Raw genomic sequence first — 22,245 nt, forward strand, 5'->3', positions numbered from 1 at the left:
AGGGCGCATTCCCGGCGCGGCGAACGGCGCACGCCCGATCCGGGCGCCCGCGGGCCTATCCGCGGTCCGCGGCGCCGCGCATCCGCGCCGTCGCCGCCCACACGACGGCGAGCAGCACGATCCCGCACGCCGCCATCAGGGCGATCGCGGCCGGCGCGCCGAGCGCCTCGGCGAGCAGGCCGACGGCGAGCACGCCGATCGGCCCCGTGCCGATGCAGGTGGTGATCAGGCCGAGCATCCGCGAGCGCGCCTCCGGCGGCGCCTCGGTCAGCGCGAGCGAGGTCTGCAGGCTCGCGAACAGCGCCGTGCCGAGCCCGCCGATCGCCAGCACCGCCAGCGCGAGCCAGAGCGCGGGCGAGCCGGCGGCGGCGATCAGCGTGGCCATGTAGAGGCCGGAGCCGAGGACCAGCGCCCCCGCCCCCAGCCGCGAGCGGTGCCGGCCCGAGGCGATGAGCAGCCCGCCGGCCAGCGCGCCCACGGGCTCGGCCGCGGCGAGCAGGCCGATCTGGAAGGGCGTCGCGTCGAAGGCGGCGCGGCCGAACGCCGGCAGCACGCCGGTGTGGCTGAAGGCGAAGACGTTCATCGCCACCGTCACGCCGAGCGTGGCGAGCAGCGTCGGGTGGCGCCGCGCGATGCGCGCCGCGTCGGCGATGTCGGCGAGCAGGGCGCGGGGCCGCAGCGGCCGCCGCTCCTGCGTGTGCCGGACGGCGAGGACCAGCGCGAAGGCGGCGAGGTAGACCGCGCCCGCGATCGCGAACGCCGCCGCGACGCCGATCGTCCCGTAGGCGAGGCCGCCGAGCAGCGGTCCGACGAGGCGGGTCGTGCTGGCCGTCGTGGTGTCGAGCGCGATGGCGGCGACCACCGATTCGCCGCCCGCCGCCTCCGCCACCATGCGCCGCCGGACCGAGTGCTCGCCGGCCCAGACCACGCCGGCGACGAGGCCGCTGGCGGCGAGGTGCCACACCTGCAGCCGCCCGGTCGCGGCGAGCGCGGCGACGGCGAAGGCGCCGGTGGCCACCGCCGCCTGGCCGGCGAGCAGGATGCGGCGGCGGTCCAGCGCCTCGGCGACGGCGCCGGTGAAGGCGCCGGCGAGGAGCATGGGCGCGGCCCTCGCCATCTGCACCAGGGCGACGGCGAGGGCCGAGCCGGTGGCCTCGAAGGTGAAGATGCCGGCGACCAGGATCTCCACCCAGCGCATGGAGTTCGCGAGGCCGCCGGCGGCCCACAGGCGGAGGTAGTCGGGCGTGGCGAGCAGCCGCCGCATGGGCGTCCGCTCGGCGGCTTTGGGCGGGGACATTCGAACTCGGCGGCGCGGCGGCGTTCCTCGCCGCGAGCCTCCCCCGCGCCGGCGCCGCGGGCAAGGGCCCCGCCCGCGGGCCGCCGTCAGTCGGCGAGCAGGGTCAGGCTCTCCGCCGGGATGGTCAGCGTGCCGGGGGCGTTCAGCGTGGCCGGCGTGGCGAGCGCGGACCAGGTCAGCGGATTGCCCCCCGAGGGCGCGTCGAACAGGCCGATGTGGGTCAGCGTGCCGACGGCGGCGGTGAAGGTGAAGCGGATCGCCGCGGCGTTGCGCTGCATGCCGGTGCCGGTGAAGGTCGCCGGCTGGCGGGCGTAGCCGGCGCCGATCGGCTCGCCGGTCAGGCCGGAGGGGTCCGAGCCCCCGGTGCCGAGCCCGAGCCACACCTTGGCGGGCAGCGCGGGCTGGCGGCCGCAGAGCGCGCGGGCGAGCAGGTTCTTCGCGTGGTCGGTCAGGGCGGTCATGGGCGTGGCTCCTCGCGTCTCCCGGTCAGGACACCACCGTGCCGTCGGGCCAGCGCCAGCTCGTCCCGTCGCTGACGGCGAGCCGCCGGTTGCCGGCGCCGTCCGCGACGTAGATCAGGCAGCGCGGGTACCAGGCGGCGAGGGGGAGGGCCCCGACCGGGTAGGAGGGGATCTGGATGGGCGCGCCGGCGAGGATCGCGCCCGAGCCCTTGGCAGCGAGCGAGAGGCTGACATTGGCGTCCGTCCCCGCCGCCGCGATGCCGGGCGCGCCCCCGGCGCCCGCGCCGCTGACCTGCACCGCGTTCGCGGTGCCGGCGGGCGCGGGCAGCGCCTGGCTGACCGTGCCGTTGGTCCCGGCGTTGACCAGCGGCCCGCCATTGCCGTTGCCGAGGATCGGCGGCGTGCCGAGGTGCACCTGGTTCGGCGCGCCCGCGCCGGAGCTCACCAGGTGCAGCGCAGCCGCACCGTTGTTCAGGGTGTTGAAGCGCTCGCAGCGCAGGGCGAAGACGTCGAGCCGGTTGCCCTGGCCGCCGACGCGGATGGCGTTGGATTCGCAGGCGTCCACGCGCAGGTTGCCGACTTGGATCTGGGCGTCGTTGCCGTCGATGCGCAGGCCGAAGGAGGCGGCGAGCGGCGCGCCCGCGCCCTGGAACAGCTCGCCCTGCGTGGTGAGGCAGGCGATCTGGCCCGTCACGCCGTCGCCCTGGACCCATACGCCCTGCTTGGCGAAGTCGGCGTAGCCCTTGCCGAGGTAGAACTTGGTCGTCACGCCGGAGGCCGAGGAGGCGAAGCGGATCATGCTGCGGCAGCCGAGCGCGAAGATGTCGTCGAGGAAGACGCCGTCGCAGCGGCGCAGCAGGAGACCGTCGGTATTGGCCTGCTGCCAGCGCACGACGTGGACGTTGCCCGACCAGAAGTTCCAGAAATGGACGTGGTGGATGCGCGGGATGTCGTAGCAGCGGTCGATCTCGACGCCGACGGTGAACACCTGGCCGCGCAGGCGCTGGACGTTCAGCCGCCCCGAATTGTCGCAGAGGATGCCGCGGTTGACGGCGCAGAGGAACACGTTCTCGAAGTCCACCGCGCCGTAGCAGTCCACCACGCGGAAGACGAAGGGGTAGTCGGTCGGCGCCCAGGTCTCGGTCTGCGGCGCCGAGTGGGTCTGGCGCACCGCGAGGTCGCGCACGGCGGAGCCGCGCGCGCCGGCGCCGGTGAAGGTGAAGGGGGTGAAGCCGGTACCGTCGAGAGTGATCCAGGTGCCGTCGGCGGCGCCCGGCCCCTCGGTGAAGCCGGCGCCCTGCAGCACGACCGAGACGTTGTCGATCAGGACCGGCGAGGCGATGCGGTAGCGGCGCGAGCCGAACAGCAGCGTGCCGCCGCCGCTCGCCTTGAGCGCGTTGACCGCCGCCTGGATCGCCGGGCCGTCGTCGGCGACGCCGTTGCCGACGGCGCCGAAGTCGCGCACATGCGCGGGCCGGTCGGCGAGCAGCCCGGCGCGCAGGCCGGCGAGGCTGGTGCGCCGGGTCTCCGCGCCGGCGCCGGTGCCCTGGACGATCGGCAGCAGGTCGGCCTCGACCGGGGTGGTCGCGGCGGGCAGGGCGCTGATCTTGGTGTCCGACATCGCGTCTGGAGGTCCTGTGGGGGGGCGGGGGGGGAGGGAGGAGCGGTCGCGGCCGGTCGCCGCGCCCGGGCTAGAGGCGCAGCGCGCCGCCCTGCTCGGCGAGCAGCAGGCCGCCCCGCTCGAGCAGCAGGCGCGGCGGCGGAGCGACGGTGAAGGGCGGCGAGAGCGCGGATAGTCCGGCGTCGTCGGTGTCGGCGGCGCGGATGCGATAGCCGTCGCCGAGCGGCGGGGCCTGGAACACCGCCGTAGCGACGCCGCCGAGCACCGGGACGGTCAGGCCGGGCGCGGCCGGCGAGCCGTCCGGGCGGAGGAGGCTGAAGGCCAGGGAGGCGATCGGGCCGAGGACGGTCGCGCTGGCGGCGATCTCGACGCCCGCCGTCGCGATCGCCGGCAGCGGGCCGAGCGCGATGGAGCGCGCCACGGCCTCCGCCGCCTGGACCACGCCGAAGCGTTGGGTCGCCGAGCGGGTCAGCGCCAGCCCGGCGGCGGCGGCGTCGAGGGTGACGCCGGTGGCGGCGGTGCCGTCGGCGCGGATCGACATCAGCGCCGTGGCGTCGGCCGCCTGCACGACCAGCACGTCGCCCGGGCGCAGGCGATCGGCGACGGGGGCGAAGTAGCCGGGGGCGAGCACGGCGGCGCGGCTGTCCGTCGTGCGGTAGTGCCAGAGCGAGAAGCCGTTGGCCTGGGTGAGCGGCGTCAGGCCGGGCGCGTCGAAGGGCATCGGGGTCTCCCGGGCTCAGCCGGCCGGCGCGGCGGTGCCGCGCGGCCGGGCGCCGGGGCGCGTGGCGGTGCGGACAGGATGGATCACGCGGGAATCGTCTCCTCGGGCATCGCCGCCGGCCGGCCGCGCGACCAGCGGCGCGCGCCGCGCGGCGCCAGCGCCACGACGCGCGGAGGCGCGGGGCTCGGACGGATCGGGTTGGGGGAGGGGCGAAGCGGGCGCGATGCGCCCCTTGGCCCGGCCTCGATACGACGGCGGCGGGCCGGCGGTCAAGGAAAAAATTCCTTTCTCCGGCACGGGCGGTCTTCGCTGCCGCATCCGCGGCTCCCCCTGCCGCCCGCGCGTGCTAGAAGCCGCACGCCTTGGCGCGTCCCGGATCGCCCCGGCCGGGCGGCGCGCCGCTGAGAGGGAGCCCGCCGATGCCACGCCGCACCGCCGCACCGCGCCCCTCGCGCCCAGGACGGCGGCTGGGAGCCGTCCTGCTGCCGCTGGTCGTCCTGCTCGCCGCCGCGCTGGCGCCCGCCGGGCGCGCCCCCGCGCAGGCGCCGCCGGTGCTCAACGTGTACAACTGGAGCGACTACATCGCCCCGGAGGTCCTCCAGCGCTTCACGGAGGAGACGGGCATCCGCGTCCGCTACGACGTCTACGACAGCCTGGAGACGCTGGAGGCCAAGCTCTCGGCCGGCCGCTCCGGCTACGACGTCATCGTGCCGACCAGCGAGCCGACCTTCGCGCGGCTGATCCGCGCGGGCGCGCTGCGGCCGCTCGACCGGGCGCGGATCCCGAACCTGGCGAACCTCGACCCGGCGCTGATGCGGCGGGTGGAGCGGGTGGATCCCGGGAACCGGCACGGCGCGATCTACCTCTGGGGCACCACGGGGCTCGGGATGCGCCCCGACCGGGTGCGCGAGCTGGCGCCGGATGCGCCGCTCGACAGCTTCGACCTGCTGATGAGGCCGGAGAACGCGCGGCGGCTCGCGCGCTGCGGCATCATGGTGATGGACAGCGCGACGGACGTGCTGCCGATGGTGCTGCGCTGGCTCGGCCGCGACCCGGACAGCACCGAGGCGGCGGACCTGCGCGCGGCGGAGCAGGCGCTGATGGCGATCCGGCCCTATCTCCGCGCCATCCCGGGCTCCGGCGCGATCATGGATGCGCTGGCGACCGGCGAGGTGTGCCTCGCCATGACCTATTCGGGGGACGTGATCCAGGCGGCGGCGCGGGCGCGGCAGGCCGGGCGCGGCGTCGAGATCGCCTACGTCGCGCCGCGCGAGGGCGCGCAGCTCGCCTTCGACATGCTGGCGGTCCCGGCCGACGCGCCGAATCCGGAGGCGGCGATGGCCTTCATCGACTTCGTGCTGCGGCCCGAGATGATGGCCGCCATCACCAACCACACGCGCTACCCGAACGCGGTGCCGGCCTCGCGCCCGCTGCTCGCGCCGGAGGTGCGCGACGACCCGAACGTCTATCCGCCGGCGGAGGTCCTCGCCAACAGCTTCGTCGCCGGCACGCCGCCGCCCGCGGCGGAGCGCCTGCGCACGCGGCTGTGGAGCCGGTTCAAGGCGGGCCGCTAGGAACGGTGTCCCTGCTGCGCGCGGAGGGGGTGGCGAAGCGCTTCGGCGCGACGGCGGCGCTGGACGGGCTCGACCTGGAGATCGCGCCGGGCGAGTTCTTCGCGCTGCTCGGCGGCTCCGGTTCGGGGAAGACGACGCTGCTCCGCCTGATCGCCGGCTTCGAGACGCCGGATGCGGGCCGGCTGCTGCTGGAGGGGCGGGACCTCGTGCCGCTGCCGCCCCATGCCCGGCCGGTGGCGATGATGTTCCAGAGCTACGCGCTGTTCCCGCACCTCTCGGTGTTCGACAACGTCGCCTACGGGCTGCGCCGCGCCGGGGTGCCGCGCGAGGAGCGCCGGCGGCGGGTGGCGGAGGCGCTGGCGCTGGTGCGGCTCGAGGGGCTGGAGCGGCGCCGGCCGCATCAGCTCTCGGGCGGCCAGCGGCAGCGCGTGGCGCTGGCGCGCAGCCTCGTCGTGCGTCCGCGCCTGCTGCTGCTCGACGAGCCGCTCGCTGCGCTGGATGCGGGCCTGCGCGAGGCGACGGGGTTCGAGCTGCGGGCGCTGCAGCGCGCGACCGGCGCGGGCTTCGTGATGGTGACCCACGACCAGGCAGAGGCGATGGCGCTGGCCGACCGCATCGGCGTGCTGGAGCGCGGGCGGCTCGTGCAGGTCGGCCCGCCCGCGGCGGTGTACGAGCGGCCGGCGACGCGCTTCGTCGCGGCATTCCTGGGCGGGGCGAACCTGCTCGCGGGACTCGTGCGTGCGGACGGCGGCGTGGACTGCGCCGAGGCCGGCTGCCTGCTGCGCCCGGCCGCGCCCGTCGGGAGACCCGCCGGCGCGCCCGTGACGCTCGCGCTGCGGCCGGAGCGGGTGCGCCTGCGGAGCGGGGAAGCGCCGGCGGATGCGGTGAACGCCGCCCGCGGCACGGTGGCCGAGGTCGCCTTCCGCGGCGAGCTCTCCACCGCCCTGGTGCGGCTCGACGGCGGCGCCACGCTGCGCGTCTCGCGGCCGAGCGCCGAGGGGGCGCCGGCGCGCGGGGCGCGCGTGACGCTGACCTGGCCGGCCGAGGCGCTGGCGGTGCTGGCCGACTGATGCGCCGCCCCGACAGGCCGCCCCGCCCCGCGCGGCGGTTCCGCCTCGCGCCGCGCCGCCTCGTCGTGCTGCTGCCGGCCTGGGCCTGGCTCGCGCTGTTCGTCGCCGCGCCGGCGCTGGTGCTGCTCGGCATCGCGCTCGGGGAGTACGACACCGGCGTGCCGCCCTTCCGCCCGCCGCTCGGGCCGGGCGGGGCGTGGCAGGGCACGCTCGCCAATTTCGCCGCCGTCGCGACCGATCCGTTCTACCGCGACGGCTTCCTGCGCTCGCTCCTCGTCGCCTTCGCCACCGCCGCGCTCTGCCTGCTGGTCGGCTACCCGATGGCGCTCGCCATGGCGCGGGCGCCGGAGGCGCGGCGGACGCCGCTGCTGCTCGCCGTGCTGCTGCCCTTCTGGACCGGGTTCCTGATCCGGGTCGGCGCCTGGATCGGGCTGCTGCGCGACGAGGGCTGGCTGAACGGCGTGCTGCGCGCGCTCGGCGTGATCGGGGAGCCGCTGCCGCTGCTCTACTCCGACCTCGCGATGTATGTCGGCATGGTCCACGCCTACCTGCCCTTCGCCGTGCTGCCGCTCTACGCCGCGCTGGCGCGGCGCGACCCGGCGGTGGAGGAGGCGGCGGCCGACCTCGGCGCACGGCCGGCGGTGGTGTTCGTGACGGTGACGCTGCCGCTCTCCGCGCCGGGCGCCGCGGCGGCGTTCCTGCTCGTGTTCATCCCGGCGGCGGGGGAGTTCGTCATCCCCGACCTGCTCGGGCCCCCGGAGGCGCAGCTCGTCGGCCGCATGCTGTGGGGGGAGTTCTTCCAGAACCGCGACTGGCCGCTGGCCGCGGCGCTGGCCGTGGCGCTGCTGGCGGTGCTGATCCTGCCGGTGCGCCTGTTCCAGCGGCTGGAGGCGGGGCGATGAGCGCGGCGCGGGCGGGGCTGTGGCTCGGCCTCGGCTTCCTCTACCTGCCGATCGTGCTGCTCGTGGCCTACGCCTTCAGCGCCGACCGCATCCCCTTCCAGTGGGGCGGCTTCTCGCTGCGCTGGTTCGTCGCGCTGGCAGGGGACGAGCGGCTGATCGAGGCGGCGCTGCTCTCGCTCCGCGTCGCCGCCGGGGCGGCGACGCTCGCCGTGCTGGTGGGCGGCCTGGCCGGCTTCGCGCTGGCGCGCTTCGGCCCGTTCCGCGGCCGCGCGCTGTTCGGGGCGCTGATCGGCGCGCCGCTGGTGCTGCCGGAGGTGGTGACCGGCCTCTCGCTGCTGCTGCTGTTCGTGGCGCTGGAGGGCGCGATCGGCTGGCCGGCCGGGCGCGGCGCGCTGACCGTGCTGCTCGCCCACGCCACGCTCGGCGCCGCCTATGCCGCGGTCGTGATCCAGGCGCGGCTCGCCGAGGCCGACCGCAGCCTGGAGGAGGCGGCGATGGACCTCGGCGCCACGCCCTTCGTCGCCTTCCGCACCGTGACGCTGCCGCTGATGGCGCCCTCGCTGCTGGCCGCCTGGCTGCTCGCCTTCACCCTCTCGCTCGACGACGTGGTGCTGGCGAGCTTCGTCTCCGGTCCGGCGGGGACGACCCTGCCGATGGTGCTGTTCTCCAGGCTCAAGCTCGGGCTGACGCCGGAGGTGAACGCGCTGGGGGCGGTGATCGTGGCGGTCGCGGCCGTCGCCCTCGGTCTGGCCGCCCTGCTGCTTGCGCGGGTTGATGCCCGCCGGGGCGGCGGCTAGGGTCCCGGCCTTTCCGGCAGCGCCCTGGACCCGCCATGACCCTGATCGCCGACCGCCTGAACCGCATCTCCCCCTCGCTCACCATCGCCATGACGACCAAGGCGCGGGCGCTGAAGGCGGCGGGGAAGGACATCATCGGCCTCTCCTCCGGCGAGCCCGACTTCGACACCCCGCCCAACGTCAAGGCCGCGGCCATCCGCGCCATCGAGCGCGGCGAGACCAAGTACACCGACGTCGCCGGCACGCCGGAGCTGCGGAGCGCGGTCTGCCAGAAGTTCAAGCGCGACCACGGCATCGAGTACCGGCCGGAGGAGGTGATCGTCGCCACCGGCGGCAAGCAGGTGATCTTCGACGCCCTGCTCGCCACCATCAACCCGGGCGACGAGGCGATCATCCCCGCCCCCTGCTGGGTCTCCTACCCGGACATCGTCGAGCTCGCCGAGGGCAAGCCGGTGATCGTCCCCTGCGGCCCGAACCAGGGCTTCAAGCTGCGCGCCGAGCAGCTCGAGGCGGCGATCACGCCCCGGACCAAGTGGTTCATCCTGAACAACCCCTGCAACCCGACCGGCGCCGCCTACAGCGCCGAGGAGCTGCGCCCGCTCTGCGACGTGCTGCTGCGCCACCCGCACGTCTGGGTCTTCACCGACGACATCTACGAGAAGCTCGTCTACGACGGCTTCCGGCCGGCGACGATCGTCGAGGTCGAGCCGCGGCTGAAGGAGCGCACCGTCACCATGAACGGCTGCTCCAAGGCCTACGCCATGACCGGCTGGCGCATCGGCTTCGCCGGCGGGCCGGTCGAGCTGATCAGGGCGATGGACAAGCTGCAGAGCCAGAGCACCTCCAACACCTGCTCGATCTCGCAGGCCGCGGCGGTGGAGGCGCTGACCGGGCAGCAGGAGTCCATCGAGGAGATGCGCAAGGTCTACCAGCGCCGCCGCGACATGGTCGTCGCCATGCTCAACGAGGCGCCCGGCCTGCGCTGCCACAAGCCGGAGGGCGCGTTCTACGTCTTCCCGGACATGCGCGGCTGCCTCGGCAAGACCACGGCGGGCGGGCGGAAGATCGGGAACGACGAGGACTTCGTGCTGGCGCTGCTCGAGGAGGAGGGGGTCGCCTGCGTGCACGGCGCCGCCTTCATGTTCCCGGGCCACTTCCGCATCAGCTACGCCACCGACGACGCCTCGCTGAAGGAGGCCTGCACGCGCATCCAGCGCTTCTGCCGCGGGATGCGGTAGCCCGGCGCCGGCGGGCCGCGGCCCAGGCGGACCGCGGCCCCTCCCTGCCCGCCCGGTGCGGGCCGGCGGGTCATGCCGCCCGCAGGCTGTCGAGGAAGGCCGCCATCTCGGTCCTCAGCGCCTCGCCCTGCCGCGCCACCTCCTCGGAGGCGCCGCGCAGCCTCGCGAGCGCGGCCTTCGTCCCCTCGGCGTCCGCGCTCACCTGGTTGATGCTGCCCGCCACCTGCCGGGTGCCGCTGGCCGCTTCCTGTACGCCGCGCGCCATCTCGCGCGTCGTCGCGCCCTGCTGCTGCACCGCCTCGGCGATGGCGGCGCCGATCTCGTTGATGCGGTGAATGGTGGCGCGGATGTTCTGGATGGCCTCCACGGCGCGGCCCGTGGCGGCCTGCATCGCGGCGATCTGCTGGCTGATCTCCTCCGTGGCGCGGCCGGTCTGGTTGGCGAGCGCCTTCACCTCGGAGGCGACGACGGCGAAGCCCTTCCCGGCCTCTCCCGCCCGGGCCGCCTCGATCGTCGCGTTCAGGGCCAGCAGGTTGGTCTGGTTGGCGATGTCGGAGATGAGCCGCAGCACGTCCCCGATGCGCCCCGCCGCCTCGGACAGGGAGCGCACCGTGTCGTCGGTGGCGTCCGCCTCGGAAACGGCGGTGCGGGCGATCTCGGCGGAGACGCCGACCTGCTGGCCGATCCCGCTGGCGCTCGCCGACAGCGCCTCGGCCGCCTCGGCGACCGCGAGGACATGGGCGAGCGCCTGATCGGCGCCCCGGGCGGCCTCGGCCGCCTCGGTTCCGGTGCGGGCCGCGGCGTCGGCCAGGCCCTCCGCGGTGCGCTGGAGCCCCTGGGCCGAGGCGGCCAGGCCCGAGGCGATGCTCCCCACCGCGGCGTCCAGCCGGTCCGCCAGCCGCAACGCCGCTTCCCGGCGCTCCGCCTCGGTCCGCGCGGCCTGGGCCTGGGCCTCGGCCTCCAGCCTGCGGGCGAGCTGCGCCTTCTCCTTCAGCACGATGAGGGAGCGGGCGAGGGCGCCCACCTCGTCGCCATGGTCGGACGCCGGCACTGCCGCCGTGTAGTCGCCCTCCGCGAGCCGCCCGGTGACCTGCGTGAGGGCGGCCAGCGGCCGCGTGATGCGCGTCGTCACGAGCCGCAGGCCGATCGCCATGGTCAGCGCGCCGGCGACCGAGAGGAGCCCGACGACGCCGAGGAAGGCGCGTTCCTGCGCCCGGCTTTCGGCATGGATGGCGGAGGCGCGCTCGGCGAGCCGCTCCGCCAGCGCGTCGAGGCTGGCGAGCAGCGGCCGGATCGCCTGGGGCAGATCGCGGGCCAGGAAGGCCCGCAGCTGCTCCGGCCGGTCGGGCAGCCGGGCCAGCGCCGCGTCGGCGGCCGCCTTGTCGCGGGCCAGGGCTTCCGCCAGGGCCGCATCCTCGGGCGGCAGCGGGCGGCGCGAGAATTCCCGCCAGTCCTCGGCGATGGCGGCCCGGGCCTGCTCGATCCGGCGCAGCGCGGCGCCGGCGTCCAGGCCGCCCGCCTCCACCTGCCCGCTGGTGACCAGGATGCCCTGGGCGTAGCCGTTCGCGAGCCTCTGCAGCTGGCGCAGCGGCAGGAGGTGGTCCGCGTGGATGGCCCGGAGCCCGCTCGACTGCGTGCGGAGCGTCAACCAGGCCGATCCGGTGCCGATGCCCATGATGCAACAGAGCCCGCCGAGCAGGGCGAAGATGAGGATGCGGATGCTGAGGCGCATTGGAGTTCGGTTCTGGGGTTGACGGGGCGCCGGGATCATTGGGCCGGTGCGTTAATCAACCGAGAAGGCCCCGGCACGGGGTCGCGGCACTTGGCGGGGTGGCCCGCCCTGCATAAGGTGCCACCCCCCATCGCAGCCCCCGGAACACCATGCCCGCCCTCGCCGAACGCCTGAAGAACGTCTCGATCTCCGCCTCGGTCGTGATGACCGTGAAGGGGCGCGAGCTGGCGGCGAAGGGCGTGAAGGTCATCAGCCTCGCCTCCGGCGAGCCCGACTTCCCGACGCCGCCGCACGCGATCGAGGCGGCGCACCAGGCGGCGCTCCGCGGCGACACCAGGTACCCGCCGCAGGACGGCACGCCGGCGCTCAAGGCCGCCGTGCAGCGCAAGTTCCGGCGCGACAACAACCTCGACTACGCGCTCGACGAGATCCTGATCGGCAACGGCGGCAAGCAGATCATCCACAGCGCGATGATGGCCACCTGCGACCCCGGCGACGAGGTGGTGATCCCCTCGCCCTTCTGGATCAGCTACGCCGAGATCGCGAAGATCCCGGGCGCCGTGCCGGTGCCGGTCAACTGCCCGCAGAACAACGGCTTCCGCCTGCGCCCGGAGGACCTCGACGCCGCCATCACCCCGCGCACCAGGTGGGTGATGCTGAACTTCCCGAACAACCCGACCGGCGCCGCCTGCACCCGCGCGCAGATGCGGGCGATCGCCGAGGTGCTGCTGAGGCACCCCCACGTCTGGGTCCTCAGCGACGACATGTACGAGCACATGATCTACGACGGGTTCGAGTTCTGCACCATCGCCGAGGTCGAGCCGCGCCTGAAGGAGCGCACCCTCACCGTCAACGGCGTCTCCAAGACCTACGCCATGACCGGCTGGCGCATCGGCTTCGGCGGCGGGCCGCGCGCGCTGATCAGGGGCATGCTCACCATGCAGGGGCAGGCGACCGCCGGCGTCTCCACCATCAGCCAGGCCGCCGCCGCCGCCGCGCTCGACGGCCCGCAGGACCTGATCCGCGAGCGCCAGGCGATCTACAAGGAGCGGCGCGACCTGGTCGTGGACCTGCTGAACCAGGCCGAGGGCATCGCCTGCCACAAGCCGGAGGGCGCCTTCTACGTCTTCCCGAACATCGCCGGCTGCCTCGGCAAGACCAGCAAGGGCGGGCGGCGGATCGAGACCGACACCGACTTCGCCCTCGCCCTGCTCGAGGAGAAGCACGTCGCCACGGTGCAGGGCGCGGCCTACGGCATGAGCCCCTACCTGCGCATCTCCTACGCCACCGACACGGCGAGCCTGCGCGAGGCCTGCGCCCGCATCCAGGAGTTCTGCCGGGAGCTGCGGTGAACGCCGCTGCCCCCCTGCTCCGCCCGGGGCGCGACGCCGACGCCGCGGGCTTCATCGCGCTGATCGGCGCCTGCTGGGCCGAGTATCCGGGCTGCGTGCTCGACGTGGACGGCGAGGTGCCGGAGCTGCGCGCCCTCGCCACCCATTTCGCCGGCCGGGGCGGCGCCCTCTGGGCCGCGGAGCGCGACGGGCGCGTCGTCGGCATGGTCGGCGCGCACCCGCTGCCCGGGGACGACGCCTGGGAGATCTGCCGCATGTACGTCGCGGCGGAGGAGCGCGGCACCGGCCTCGCCCGCCGCCTGCTCGACGCCGCCGAGGCGCAGGCCCGCGCCGCCGGCGCGCGGCGCCTGGTGCTGTGGTCGGACACGCGCTTCGGGCGCGCGCACCGCTTCTACGAGAAGCGCGGCTACGTGCGCGCGGGCCCGATCCGCGTCCTCGGCGACCTCTCGAACTCGCTCGAGTTCGGCTACGCCAAGCCCGCGTGCGGGCTGGCGGTCGAGGTCCTGGACGCGGCGGCCGCCTCCTCTGGGCCGGCCACGCCCGGATGGTCCGGTTCGCCGGATGGGAGCGGCTGCCCGGCGGTATCGAGGAAAGCCCGCGCCTGTTTCCCGACCGGCGCGCGCTCCGCGCCGCACGGGCCGAGGCGGATGCCCGCATCGAGATCTGGGCGGAGACCGTGCCGGAGGACCGGCTCGCCGCGCCGCTGGCCTGGATGAGCGGGGCCAGGGGGCAGCGGACGACCCGGCCCTGCCGGGTTGCGGCGGCGCACTTCCTCAACCGCCGGACGCACCACCGCGGCCAGGCGCACTGCCTGCTCGCCCAGGTCGGCGCCAGGCCGGAGGACACGGACCTGCCCTGGATGGTGGACCTCGGCGCGCTTGGCCTCGGCTGACGCGCCGCGCCGTCCCGCCTCACGATAAGCTGAGTTGCGGCGGCCGGCCGCGCCGGGCGCCGGTCCGTCCGGCGGCGCCGGTCCGGCGTTGCATGGCCGGACAGCCATGAAGCCGGACGAGGGCGCGATGGCGAACGATTCGATCTAGGAGGGGGGTACTTCTTCGCCGACAACGGCGACGTGTGGGGCGGCGTGCTCTACGCCGACTCGACCCTCTACATGGCGGGCGACTGGTTCCACGACGTGGGCGGCTACTACTACGTCGCGAAGGAGACCGCCTACCGCCATGACATCAGCGACTACTTCGGGATCGCCTTCGAGGACGGCTCGGTCTACATCGGGTGGTACTACGAAGCGGCCACCGCGCGCTTCCTCTCCACCTACAGCGGTGGCAACTACGCCGCCGGTGCCCTCGGGCTGGGCAGCGAGTACGACTTCGCCTGGGACGGCCTGCGCTGGGACGATTTCGGTCTCGGCGGCCAGTACCAGGCGACGCTGTTCGCGTAGCTTCGCGGGCGGCCGGCGGCGCGGGCACGGCGGGGCTCGCGCGAGCGGGGCCGATCTGCTGGAAAAGGGCGGGACGGCGACGGGGCGCCACCTGCGGCGCCCCGTCGCCTCGTCGGACCGCGCTGCGCGCGGGGGAGAAAGGCGGGTTGCCCGAACACCACACGCCGCTGATCGCCACCATCGCCCTTGGGCTCGTGCTCGCCTTCGCGCTCGGCCTCGCGGCGCACCGGCTGCGCGTCTCGCCGATCGTGGGCTACCTGCTCGCGGGCATCGCCGTCGGTCCCTTCACGCCGGGCTTCGTCGCCGACCAGGACCTCGCCAACCAGCTCGCCGAGATCGGCGTGATCCTGCTGATGTTCGCGGTCGGGCTGCACTTCTCGCTGGGCGACCTGATGTCGGTGCGCGCGATTGCCCTGCCCGGCGCGATCGCGCAGATCGTGGTGGCGACGCTGCTCGGCACGGCGCTCGCCTGGCAGTTCGGCTGGGGCCTCGGCGCGGGGCTGGTGTTCGGCCTCGCCCTCTCGGTCGCGAGCACGGTGGTGCTGGTCCGCGCGCTGCAGGAGCGGCGCATCCTGGAGACCGAGCGCGGGCGCATCGCGGTCGGCTGGCTGGTGGTGGAGGATCTGGCGATGGTCCTCGCCCTGGTGGTGCTGCCCGCGGTCGGCGGCGCGCTGGCGGTGGGCGGCGCGGCGCCGGGCGGCTTCGGCATCGCCGTGCTGGTGGCGCTGACCCTCGCCAAGGTCGGGGCGTTCGTCGCGGTGATGCTGGTCGCGGGGCGGCGCGTGATCCCCTGGCTGATGCACTACACGGCGTATTCGGGATCGCGCGAGCTGTTCCGCCTCGCCGTCTACGCCGTCGCGCTCGGCGTCGCCTACGCCGCGGCGGCGCTGTTCGGCGTCTCGTTCGCGCTCGGCGCCTTCTTCGCGGGGATGGTGCTGAGCGAGAGCCAGCTCAGCCAGCGCGCGGCGGAGGAGGCGCTGCCGCTGCGCGACGCCTTCGCGGTGCTGTTCTTCATCTCCGTCGGCATGCTGTTCGACCCGCGCATCCTCGTGGAGGCGCCGCTCGCGGTGCTGGCGACGGTCGCCATCATCGTGGTCGGGAAGTCGGTCGCGGCGGTGCTGATCGTGCGCGCCTTCGGGCAGTCCTGGGCGACGGGGCTGACCATCGCGGCGAGCCTCGCGCAGATCGGCGAGTTCTCCTTCATCCTCGCCGGGCTCGGCGTCGTGCTCGGGCTGCTGCCGGCGGAAGGGCGGGACCTGGTGCTGGCGGGGGCGATCCTCTCGATCCTGGTCAATCCCTTCCTGTTCAGCACGGTGGAGCGGCGGCGGGTGCGCCTGGTCCGCCCGCACCCCGCCGGGGCGGCGCCGGCGCCCGAGGCGGCGGGCGCCGCGTCCGGGCCCGTCGCGCCGGCGCCTGCGATGCCGGAACCCGTTGGGGCCCCGGCGCCGCCCGTCTCGCCCTCGGCCGGGGACCCGCCGGCGCGAGACGAGAGGCCGCCGGTGACGGCGCTCACCGGCCACGACGTGCTGGTGGGCTACGGCCGCGTCGGCTCGCTGGTCGGCGCGGGGCTGCTCGCCGCCGGCCGCCCCGTGCTGGTGTTCGAGGAGCGCAGCGAGGCGGTCGAGGCGGCGCGGCGCGCCGGCGCCGAGGTCGTCGAGGGCAACGCCGCCGATCCCGAGGTGATCGCCGCGGCCAACCTGGCCGCGGCGCGGCGCCTGTTCGTCACCGTGCCGGAGGCGTTCGAGGCCGGACAGATCGTCGAGCAGGCTCGCGCGGCCAGCCCGGCGATCGAGATCGTCGCCCGCGCCCATTCGGAGGCCGAGGTCGCGCATCTGCGGGCGCTCGGCGCCGACCTGATCGTGATGGGCGAGCGGGAGATCGCGCACCGCATGCTCGAGCGGGCCGGGGCGGCGGCCGGGGCCGGCGCGCCCGGCCAGGAACCGGCGTCCTGACGCGCCCCGCGCCGCGCGCGCCGCCCCGCCGCCCGGGTTGACCGCCGCGCCGGACCGGGCGAGCGTGCGCGCACGACGAGACCCGCCCGAGGGAGGAGCACCGCCGCCATGTCCGCCGAAGACCAGGCCCTGTTCGACAAGGGACTCCCGATCCGCCGCGCCGTGCTCGGCGCGGACTACGTGGATTCGTCCCTCGCCAAGGCCGACGAGTTCATGATGGCCTTCCAGCGCGCGACCACCGCCTGGGCCTGGGGCTGGGCCTGGGGCGACCCGACGCTCGACCGCAAGACGCGCTCGATGCTGAACCTCGCCATGCTGACGGCGCTCGGCAAGACGCCGGAGATCAAGCTGCACGTGAAGGGCGCGCTGAACAACGGCCTGACGGTGGACCAGATCAAGGCGGTGCTGCTGCACGCGACGGCCTACTGCGGCATCCCCGCCGGCCTCGACGCCTTCAAGGCGGCGCACGAGGTGCTGGTCGCCGAGGGCGCGCTGCCGGGCAAGAAGTGAGATGAGCGCGACGCCCATCCGGCGCATCGGCTTCGTCGGCATCGGCAACATGGGCTGGCCGATGGCGGCGAACCTGGTGAGGGCCGGCTTCGAGGTCGCGGTGTGCGACGTCGCGCCCGGCCGCGCCGAGCGCTTCGCCGCCGAGGTGGGCGGCCGCGCCGCCGCCTCGGCCGCCGAGGCGGCGCGCGGCGCGGAGTGCGTCGTCACCATCGTGCCGACCAGCGCCGAGGTCGCCGCGGCGGTGGCGGCGATGGGCGACGCCCTCGCCCCCGGCGCGCTGCTGATCGACATGACCTCCGGCCAGCCGGGGAAGACGCGGGAGATCGCCGCCTCGCTCGCGCCGCGCGGCGTGGCGATGGTGGACTGCCCGGTCTCCGGCGGCGTGCCGCGGGCGCGCACGGGGGAGCTCGCGATCATGGCCGGCGGCGCCGAGGCCGACCTCGACCGCGCCGAGCCGGTGCTGCGCGCGATGGGCACCTCGATCCACCGCTGCGGGCCGATCGGCGCCGGTCAGGCGATGAAGGCGCTGAACAACCTGGTCAGCGCCGGCGGCTTCCTGATCGGCGTCGAGGCGCTGCTGATCGGCCAGAAATTCGGCCTCGACCCGCAGAAGATGGTGGACGTGCTGAACGCCTCCACCGGCATGAACAACAGCACGCAGAAGAAGTTCGCGCAGTACGTGCTCTCGCGCCGCTTCGACGCCGGCTTCACGCTCGACCTGATGGTCAAGGACCTCTCCATCGCCCTCGAGGTCGGGCGGGAGACGGCGACGCCGACGCCCTTCGCCGCGCTGTGCCGGGAGATGTGGGCCTCGGCGCTCGCAGCGCTCGGGCCGGGCCAGGACCACACGGCGATGGCGAAGCTCAGCGAGCAGCTCGCGGGCAACACCGTCCTGGGAGGGAACAGGGGGCCATGACCTGGGAAGCCTACGCGATCCGCTACGGCCGGCACGAGCGGCCGGCGCAGCACAACTTCCTGATGCCGGTCGAGGACGCCCACGAGGCGATGCCCCTCGACTACTACGTCTGGCTGCTGCGCGGCCCCGGCGGGCACGAGATCGTCGTGGACACCGGCTTCGACGAGGCGCTGGCGGCGCGGCGCAACCGCCGCATCAGCCGCTCCGTCGAGCGGGCGCTGCGCGACTTCGGCACCGATCCCGCGAAGGTGCGGGACGTGATCCTCACCCACCTGCACTACGACCACGCCGGCAACATCGACCTCTTCGCCAACGCCCGCGTCCACATCCAGGACCGCGAGATGGCCTTCGCCACCGGGCGGCACATGTGCACGGCCTGCATCCGCCTGCCGTTCGAGGCGGACCACGTGATCGCGGCGGTCCGGGCCCTCTACAGCGACCGCATGGTGTTCCACGACGGCGAGGGCGAGGTGGCGCCGGGCGTCACGGTGCACCGCGTCGGCGGGCACAGCGACGGGCTGCAGGTGGTGCGGGTGGAGACGGCGCGCGGCCCGGTGGTGCTCGCCTCCGACGCGATGCACTTCTATGCCAACGTCACGCGCGGCAATCCCTTCCCGATCGTCTTCGACCTCGGCGCGATGACGCAGGGCTGGAAGCTGGCGAGGCGGCTCGCCGGCGGGGACGGGACGCGCGTCGTGCCGGGCCACGACCCGGAGGTGCGGCGCATCTACCCGGCGGTGCCCGGGACGGACGGCGAGGTGGTGGCGCTGCACCTGGCGCCGAGGGCCTAGGGCAGGTCGCGGAGGGCCGCAAACGGGCGGGAGCGCGAATCGGCCCGCCAAGCGGCGGGCGGGGGCCGCCGCGCGGGCACGGCCCCGGCCCGCCGCGATCGGGCGGGGCGGCGCCGGCCGCTCCCCGCGCGGCTCGCCTCAGTCGCGCGCCTGGAGGTGCGCCTCCAGCATCCACAGCATCTTGTCCACGGCGCGGGACTGCTCGGTCAGCAGGTCGGCGGTGTCCGCGTCGCCCGCCTCGTCGGTCTGGCCGATCCCCTCGCGCAGCGCCTTCGCCACCTGGGCGTAGCGCTGGGACAGCGCCTTCACGTGGCCCAGGCCGTCGTAGAGGTCCGTCGGGTAGGGCTCGAGCCGGGTGCCCTGGGCCAGGGCCTGCGTCGTGCCGACCGCGGTGCCGCCGAGCGTGACGATGCGCTCGGCCAGGTCGTCCGCGCCCGCGGCGAGCTGAGTGTAGAACTTCTCGAACAGCTCGTGCAGGTGGCCGAAATGCGGGCCCTTGACGTTCCAGTGCGCCTGGCGCGTGGCGTTGTAGAGGTCCACCGTGTCGGTGAGGCAGGCCTGAAGGACGCCGATCGAGACCTTCTTCGCGTTGTCCGGCGTGTCGTTCAGCGTCCGGTGGTGCGGCCTGCCCGCCGCGGCGTCCGCAGTCGCGCTGGCGCCCTTTGGCATGCTCCGTCTCCTTCGTTCGTTGCGGTGAGGAGGATATAGGGCGGCCCTCGGCCGCGTCAGCCCTCCTCCGGCACGACGTTGAGGTAGCGCGCGGCCTCCGGCGGGCCGTCGCCGCGGTGCAACGCGGCGGCGCGGGCGAGCGTTGCGCGGTCCTCCTCGGTCATCCGGTCGGCCTCGCGCAGGTGCTCGGTCCAGGACTCCACCGCCCAGAGCTCGACCCAGCGCTCGGGGTGGGCGATGTCCTCGTAGAGCCGCCAGAGCAGCGCGCCGCCGCGCTGGCGCACGCGGCGCACCTCGGCCATGGCCCGCAGGAAGGCGGCGCGGTCGGCGGGGTCTATGCGGTAGCGCACCACCTCGAGCACCCGGCCGGACCGGCCGGCGGCCAGCAGCCGGGCGAGCTCGGCGTCGGCGTCCTCCGGGCGCGGCATGGGTACGGCGAGGGCATCCGAACCGCCGGCGGCCGGGGCCGGATCGAGCCGCCAGCCGCGCACCGCGACGGCCGCCGCCGCGCCGAGCACGCCCGCCGCCCCGAGGGCGAGCGGCAGGCCGAACGCGCTGCCGACCCAGCCCCACAGCACCGAGCCGAGGGCGAGGGCGCCGAAGAAGCTGAGCTGGTAGATGCCGATGGCGCGCGCCCGCACCCAGGCGGGGGAGGCGAGCTGCGCCGCGGTCTGCAGCGTGCTCGCGGCGCCGATCCAGGCGGCGCCGAACACCACCATGGCGAGGGCCGCCGGCACCCAGTGGGTCGCGAGGCCGAGCAGCGCCACCGCCGCCCCGGAAAGCAGCGAGGCGGCGAACACGGTCCGCCCGCGCTCCCTCAGCCGCGCGCCGATCCGGGGCAGGACGAAGCCGGTGGCGACCGAGCCCAGCCCCATCGCCGCCAGCATCAGTCCGAAGGCGTCGGGGCCGAGGCCGAGGCGCTCCCGCACCACCAGCGGCAGCAGCGCCCAGACGGCGGCGGTGAAGAAGAAGAACGCGCAGGCGCGGAGGATCGCCGCGTGCATCGGCGGCGAGGCGGCGACGAAGCGCACGCCCGCGCGCATGGCGCCGAGGAAGTGCTCCTTCGGCAGCACCGCGCTCGGGCGCGGGCGGCGCCAGGCGAGCAGCGCGGCGATGAGCGCGAGGAAGGTCACGGCGTTCAGCGCGAAGGCCGCCGCCACGCCGAGGGCGGCGATCACGAATCCGCCGAGCGCCGGGCCGACCGCGCGCGCCAGGTTGAAGCCGATGCCGTTGAGCGCGATGGCGCCGACCAGGTCCTCGCGCGGCACCAGTTCCGGCGTGGTCGCGGCCCAGGCGGGAAAGTTGGCGGCCTGGCCGACGCCGATGGCGAAGGTCAGGGCGATCAGGCCCCATGGACCGAGCCCGCCGGTCGCGGTCAGCGCCGCGAGCAGCAGGGCGACGAGGGTGATCCAGCCCTGCGCGGCGATCAGGTAGAGCCGACGGTCGAGGATGTCGGCCAGCGCCCCGGCGGGGAGGGCGAAGAGGAACACCGGCAGCATGGTCGCCGCCTGCACCAGGCTGACCATGAGCGGCGACGGGGCGAGCGAGGTCATCAGCCAGCCGGCGCCGGTGTTCTGGACCCAGAGCCCGACGTTGGAGGCGAGGCTCGCCATCCAGAGCATGCGGAAGGTCGGATGGCGGAGCGGAGCGAAGACGCCGGCGGTGGGCATGACGGCCAGGGTGTGCGGGACGGGCCGCGCGGGCAACGAGAAGGCGCGGCGTGCCGTGCATCGCCGCGGGGGCGTGTCGCGGCGGCCGCGAGGCGAGCCGGACGCGGCGTGCGACGGCCGCAGCCCCGGCGCGGCCGGCGGCGCTGCCGCAGCGCCGGGCGGAGGGGGGACCGTGCGCTCCGGTTGGGCACGCACCCTCGGCCCGATCGGCCGTTCGTGGTCGCGACCGCTCGTTTCAAAATCATATGATCAATTGCATATCTTAAGATGATACGCCATTCTCCCTTCAAGGAACAAACAAAGAACATCGTTGCGCGCCACGCATGGGACCCGGGCCGCAACGCTGCAACGAGCGTTCCGAGGGGAACCGACGCGATGAACGCCCTGACCGACAAGGCCGAGGCCGGCCACACCGGCACCACCCCGGGCCCGCTCGCCGCCGTCCGCGCCGAGATGCAGCGCATGGCGCCCGAGATCGCCCGCGCCCTGCCGCCCCACATCCCGCCCGAGCGCTTCCAGCGCGTGGTGCTCACCGCCATCCAGGCCAACCCCGACCTGCTCGAGGCCGACCGCCGCTCGCTCTGGTCGGCCTGCGTCAAGGCGGCGCAGGACGGGCTGCTGCCGGACGGGCGCGAGGGCGCGCTGATCACCTTCTACGACCGCCGCCGCGGTCGCCTGATCGCGCAGTGGATGCCGATGGTCGCCGGCATCCTCAAGAAGGTGCGCAATTCCGGCGAGCTCGCCTCGATCACCGCCAACGTCGTCTACGAGGGCGAGCATTTCCGCGTCGTCCTCGGCGACGAGGAGCGCATCGAGCACGAGCGCGACCTCGGCGCCGTCGGCCGGCGCGACCCGATCGCGGTCTATGCCATCGCCACGCTGCGCAACGGCGAGCGCGTGCGCGAGGTGATGACCTGGCAGCAGGTCGAGGAGGTGCGCGCCATCTCCCGCGCCCCCGAGAACGGCCCCTGGGGCACCTGGACCGAGGAGATGGCGCGCAAGACCGTCATCCGCCGCCTCGCCAAGCGCCTGCCCATGTCCTCCGACCGCGAGCAGGACGCGGAGCTGCGCCGCGTCATCGAGCGCATCGACGAGCAGTACGAGTTCGCCCGCGACCGCCGGCGGCCGGAGGAGGCCGAGCTGGAGCGGCGGGTCGCCGACCGCATCGGCGGGGACGCGGAGGACGCGGCGGCGCAGCTCGAGCCAGCGCCGGCCATCGCCTATGTCGCGGCGAACGGCAGGGTGCATGTCTCGCCCGACGTCGCCTCCTGGCGCGCCGACTGGCTGAAGCGGGTGAAGACGCTCGTCCTCGCCGACCGCCAGGCCGAGCTGCAGGAGGCGTGGGCGCGCAACAGCGACGCCATCGCCGCCGTCGCGCGGGTCGCGCCGCTGACCGCGGACGAGGTGGTGCAGGCGATCCGCGACGCCCTCGGCTTCGGCGCCGAGCTGCCGGAGCCGGACGAGGCGGGAGCCGTGCCGGCAGAGGCGCTGGACGGACCCGGGCGGGGCTGAGCCCGGCGCGGGCCGCAAGCGCCGCGGCGGCCGCGCCCGGTCGCCGACGGGCCGCCACGAA

21 protein-coding genes are annotated in these 22,245 nt (G+C 75.0%); 14 read left to right on the plus strand and 7 right to left on the minus strand.

Annotation, left to right across the window (positions count from 1 at the left end; genetic code table 11):
• Positions 1-55: 55 nt before the first annotated feature.
• The 4 genes from IEX99_RS04060 to IEX99_RS04075 form a co-directional block, all read right to left on the minus strand.
• Positions 56-1,297, minus strand: coding sequence for an MFS transporter (locus IEX99_RS04060; RefSeq protein ID WP_188898727.1), 1,242 nt, complete (start codon positions 1,295-1,297; stop codon positions 56-58).
• 86 nt (positions 1,298-1,383) lie between these two features.
• Entirely contained in the window at positions 1,384-1,758 is a 375-nt protein-coding gene (locus IEX99_RS04065) for a phage tail fiber protein (protein ID WP_188898728.1), read from the minus strand.
• 25 nt (positions 1,759-1,783) lie between these two features.
• Positions 1,784-3,379 (minus strand): glycosyl hydrolase family 28-related protein, encoded by a 1,596-nt coding sequence (locus IEX99_RS04070; RefSeq protein WP_188898729.1) that lies wholly within the window; start codon positions 3,377-3,379, stop codon positions 1,784-1,786.
• 70 nt (positions 3,380-3,449) lie between these two features.
• Entirely contained in the window at positions 3,450-4,100 is a 651-nt protein-coding gene (locus IEX99_RS04075) for a hypothetical protein (RefSeq protein ID WP_188898730.1), read from the minus strand.
• Between the two features lie 419 nt (positions 4,101-4,519).
• Here IEX99_RS04075 and IEX99_RS04080 point away from each other — a divergent pair, with 419 nt between their 5' ends.
• Genes IEX99_RS04080 through IEX99_RS04100 form a run of 5 tightly spaced genes read left to right on the plus strand, consistent with a single transcriptional unit; the run spans position 4,520 to position 9,681 of the window.
• A complete protein-coding gene (locus IEX99_RS04080; RefSeq protein ID WP_188898731.1) occupies positions 4,520-5,674 on the plus strand; it encodes a polyamine ABC transporter substrate-binding protein in 1,155 nt (384 codons plus the stop codon).
• A 5-nt stretch (positions 5,675-5,679) separates the two neighbouring features.
• Positions 5,680-6,744: an ABC transporter ATP-binding protein gene (locus IEX99_RS04085; protein WP_188898732.1), complete on the plus strand. Its 1,065-nt coding sequence runs from the start codon at positions 5,680-5,682 to the stop codon at positions 6,742-6,744.
• A complete protein-coding gene (locus tag IEX99_RS04090) occupies positions 6,744-7,646 on the plus strand; it encodes an ABC transporter permease (RefSeq protein ID WP_188898733.1) in 903 nt (300 codons plus the stop codon). The genes IEX99_RS04085 and IEX99_RS04090 overlap by 1 nt, the downstream gene beginning before the upstream one ends.
• Complete coding sequence (locus IEX99_RS04095; RefSeq protein WP_188898734.1) at positions 7,643-8,443, plus strand: ABC transporter permease subunit; 801 nt, start codon at positions 7,643-7,645, stop codon at positions 8,441-8,443. The genes IEX99_RS04090 and IEX99_RS04095 overlap by 4 nt, the downstream gene beginning before the upstream one ends.
• 35 nt (positions 8,444-8,478) lie before the next feature.
• Positions 8,479-9,681, plus strand: coding sequence for a pyridoxal phosphate-dependent aminotransferase (locus IEX99_RS04100; protein WP_188898735.1), 1,203 nt, complete (start codon positions 8,479-8,481; stop codon positions 9,679-9,681).
• Between the two features lie 70 nt (positions 9,682-9,751).
• On the opposite strand, the gene IEX99_RS04105 is transcribed toward IEX99_RS04100, so the two are convergent.
• The gene (locus tag IEX99_RS04105) at positions 9,752-11,413 is read right to left on the minus strand and encodes a methyl-accepting chemotaxis protein (protein WP_188898736.1); all 1,662 of its coding nucleotides are present in this window, start codon (positions 11,411-11,413) and stop codon (positions 9,752-9,754) included.
• A gap of 149 nt (positions 11,414-11,562) precedes the next feature.
• On the opposite strand from IEX99_RS04105, the gene IEX99_RS04110 reads away from it, so the two are divergent.
• From IEX99_RS04110 to IEX99_RS04145, 8 genes are all read left to right on the plus strand, one after another.
• On the plus strand, positions 11,563-12,765 hold the full coding sequence (locus IEX99_RS04110; RefSeq protein ID WP_188898737.1) for a pyridoxal phosphate-dependent aminotransferase: 1,203 nt from the start codon (positions 11,563-11,565) through the stop codon (positions 12,763-12,765).
• Positions 12,762-13,481, plus strand: coding sequence for a GNAT family N-acetyltransferase (locus tag IEX99_RS04115; protein ID WP_188898738.1), 720 nt, complete (start codon positions 12,762-12,764; stop codon positions 13,479-13,481). The genes IEX99_RS04110 and IEX99_RS04115 overlap by 4 nt, the downstream gene beginning before the upstream one ends.
• Entirely contained in the window at positions 13,442-13,657 is a 216-nt protein-coding gene (locus IEX99_RS04120) for a DinB family protein (RefSeq protein WP_188898989.1), read from the plus strand. The genes IEX99_RS04115 and IEX99_RS04120 overlap by 40 nt, the downstream gene beginning before the upstream one ends.
• 192 nt (positions 13,658-13,849) lie before the next feature.
• Entirely contained in the window at positions 13,850-14,164 is a 315-nt protein-coding gene (locus IEX99_RS04125) for a hypothetical protein (RefSeq protein WP_188898739.1), read from the plus strand.
• 146 nt (positions 14,165-14,310) lie between these two features.
• Positions 14,311-16,116 carry a cation:proton antiporter domain-containing protein gene (locus tag IEX99_RS04130; RefSeq protein ID WP_188898740.1) on the plus strand — a complete coding sequence of 602 codons (1,806 nt, stop codon included), beginning with the start codon at positions 14,311-14,313 and terminating at the stop codon, positions 16,114-16,116.
• Between the two features lie 108 nt (positions 16,117-16,224).
• A complete protein-coding gene (locus IEX99_RS04135) occupies positions 16,225-16,626 on the plus strand; it encodes a carboxymuconolactone decarboxylase family protein (RefSeq protein ID WP_188898741.1) in 402 nt (133 codons plus the stop codon).
• A gap of 1 nt (position 16,627) precedes the next feature.
• Positions 16,628-17,542 (plus strand): NAD(P)-dependent oxidoreductase, encoded by a 915-nt coding sequence (locus IEX99_RS04140; RefSeq protein ID WP_188898742.1) that lies wholly within the window; start codon positions 16,628-16,630, stop codon positions 17,540-17,542.
• Positions 17,539-18,333, plus strand: coding sequence for an N-acyl homoserine lactonase family protein (locus tag IEX99_RS04145; RefSeq protein WP_188898743.1), 795 nt, complete (start codon positions 17,539-17,541; stop codon positions 18,331-18,333). Before IEX99_RS04140 ends, IEX99_RS04145 begins: the two co-directional genes overlap by 4 nt.
• Positions 18,334-18,471: 138 nt before the next feature.
• Here the strand turns inward: IEX99_RS04145 and dps are convergent, their stop codons facing one another.
• Entirely contained in the window at positions 18,472-19,002 is a 531-nt protein-coding gene (dps, locus tag IEX99_RS04150) for a DNA starvation/stationary phase protection protein Dps (protein ID WP_188898744.1), read from the minus strand.
• Positions 19,003-19,058: 56 nt separating this feature from the next.
• Positions 19,059-20,672 (minus strand): MFS transporter, encoded by a 1,614-nt coding sequence (locus tag IEX99_RS04155; protein ID WP_188898745.1) that lies wholly within the window; start codon positions 20,670-20,672, stop codon positions 19,059-19,061.
• 375 nt (positions 20,673-21,047) lie between these two features.
• Between IEX99_RS04155 and IEX99_RS04160 the strand changes: the two genes are divergently transcribed.
• On the plus strand, positions 21,048-22,184 hold the full coding sequence (locus tag IEX99_RS04160) for a recombinase RecT (RefSeq protein WP_188898746.1): 1,137 nt from the start codon (positions 21,048-21,050) through the stop codon (positions 22,182-22,184).
• The last annotated feature ends 61 nt before the right edge of the window (positions 22,185-22,245 follow it).

It is taken from the genome of Caldovatus sediminis, assembly GCF_014644455.1.
GTDB lineage: Bacteria > Pseudomonadota > Alphaproteobacteria > Acetobacterales > Acetobacteraceae > Caldovatus > Caldovatus sediminis.

Excerpts from the sequence above, each read along its gene's own strand:
- IEX99_RS04155 (WP_188898745.1), bottom strand. The coding sequence starts at position 20,672 with ATGCCCACCGCCGGCGTCTTCGCTCCGCTCCGCCATCCGACCTTCCGC.
- IEX99_RS04140 (WP_188898742.1), top strand. The coding sequence starts at position 16,628 with ATGAGCGCGACGCCCATCCGGCGCATCGGCTTCGTCGGCATCGGCAAC.
- IEX99_RS04100 (WP_188898735.1), top strand. The coding sequence starts at position 8,479 with ATGACCCTGATCGCCGACCGCCTGAACCGCATCTCCCCCTCGCTCACC.
- dps (WP_188898744.1), bottom strand. The coding sequence starts at position 19,002 with ATGCCAAAGGGCGCCAGCGCGACTGCGGACGCCGCGGCGGGCAGGCCG.
- IEX99_RS04110 (WP_188898737.1), top strand. The coding sequence starts at position 11,563 with ATGCCCGCCCTCGCCGAACGCCTGAAGAACGTCTCGATCTCCGCCTCG.
- IEX99_RS04160 (WP_188898746.1), top strand. The coding sequence starts at position 21,048 with ATGAACGCCCTGACCGACAAGGCCGAGGCCGGCCACACCGGCACCACC.
- IEX99_RS04105 (WP_188898736.1), bottom strand. The coding sequence starts at position 11,413 with ATGCGCCTCAGCATCCGCATCCTCATCTTCGCCCTGCTCGGCGGGCTC.
- IEX99_RS04070 (WP_188898729.1), bottom strand. The coding sequence starts at position 3,379 with ATGTCGGACACCAAGATCAGCGCCCTGCCCGCCGCGACCACCCCGGTC.
- IEX99_RS04090 (WP_188898733.1), top strand. The coding sequence starts at position 6,744 with ATGCGCCGCCCCGACAGGCCGCCCCGCCCCGCGCGGCGGTTCCGCCTC.
- IEX99_RS04065 (WP_188898728.1), bottom strand. The coding sequence starts at position 1,758 with ATGACCGCCCTGACCGACCACGCGAAGAACCTGCTCGCCCGCGCGCTC.
- IEX99_RS04080 (WP_188898731.1), top strand. The coding sequence starts at position 4,520 with ATGCCACGCCGCACCGCCGCACCGCGCCCCTCGCGCCCAGGACGGCGG.
- IEX99_RS04095 (WP_188898734.1), top strand. The coding sequence starts at position 7,643 with ATGAGCGCGGCGCGGGCGGGGCTGTGGCTCGGCCTCGGCTTCCTCTAC.
- IEX99_RS04060 (WP_188898727.1), bottom strand. The coding sequence starts at position 1,297 with ATGTCCCCGCCCAAAGCCGCCGAGCGGACGCCCATGCGGCGGCTGCTC.
- IEX99_RS04075 (WP_188898730.1), bottom strand. The coding sequence starts at position 4,100 with ATGCCCTTCGACGCGCCCGGCCTGACGCCGCTCACCCAGGCCAACGGC.
- IEX99_RS04135 (WP_188898741.1), top strand. The coding sequence starts at position 16,225 with ATGTCCGCCGAAGACCAGGCCCTGTTCGACAAGGGACTCCCGATCCGC.
- IEX99_RS04145 (WP_188898743.1), top strand. The coding sequence starts at position 17,539 with ATGACCTGGGAAGCCTACGCGATCCGCTACGGCCGGCACGAGCGGCCG.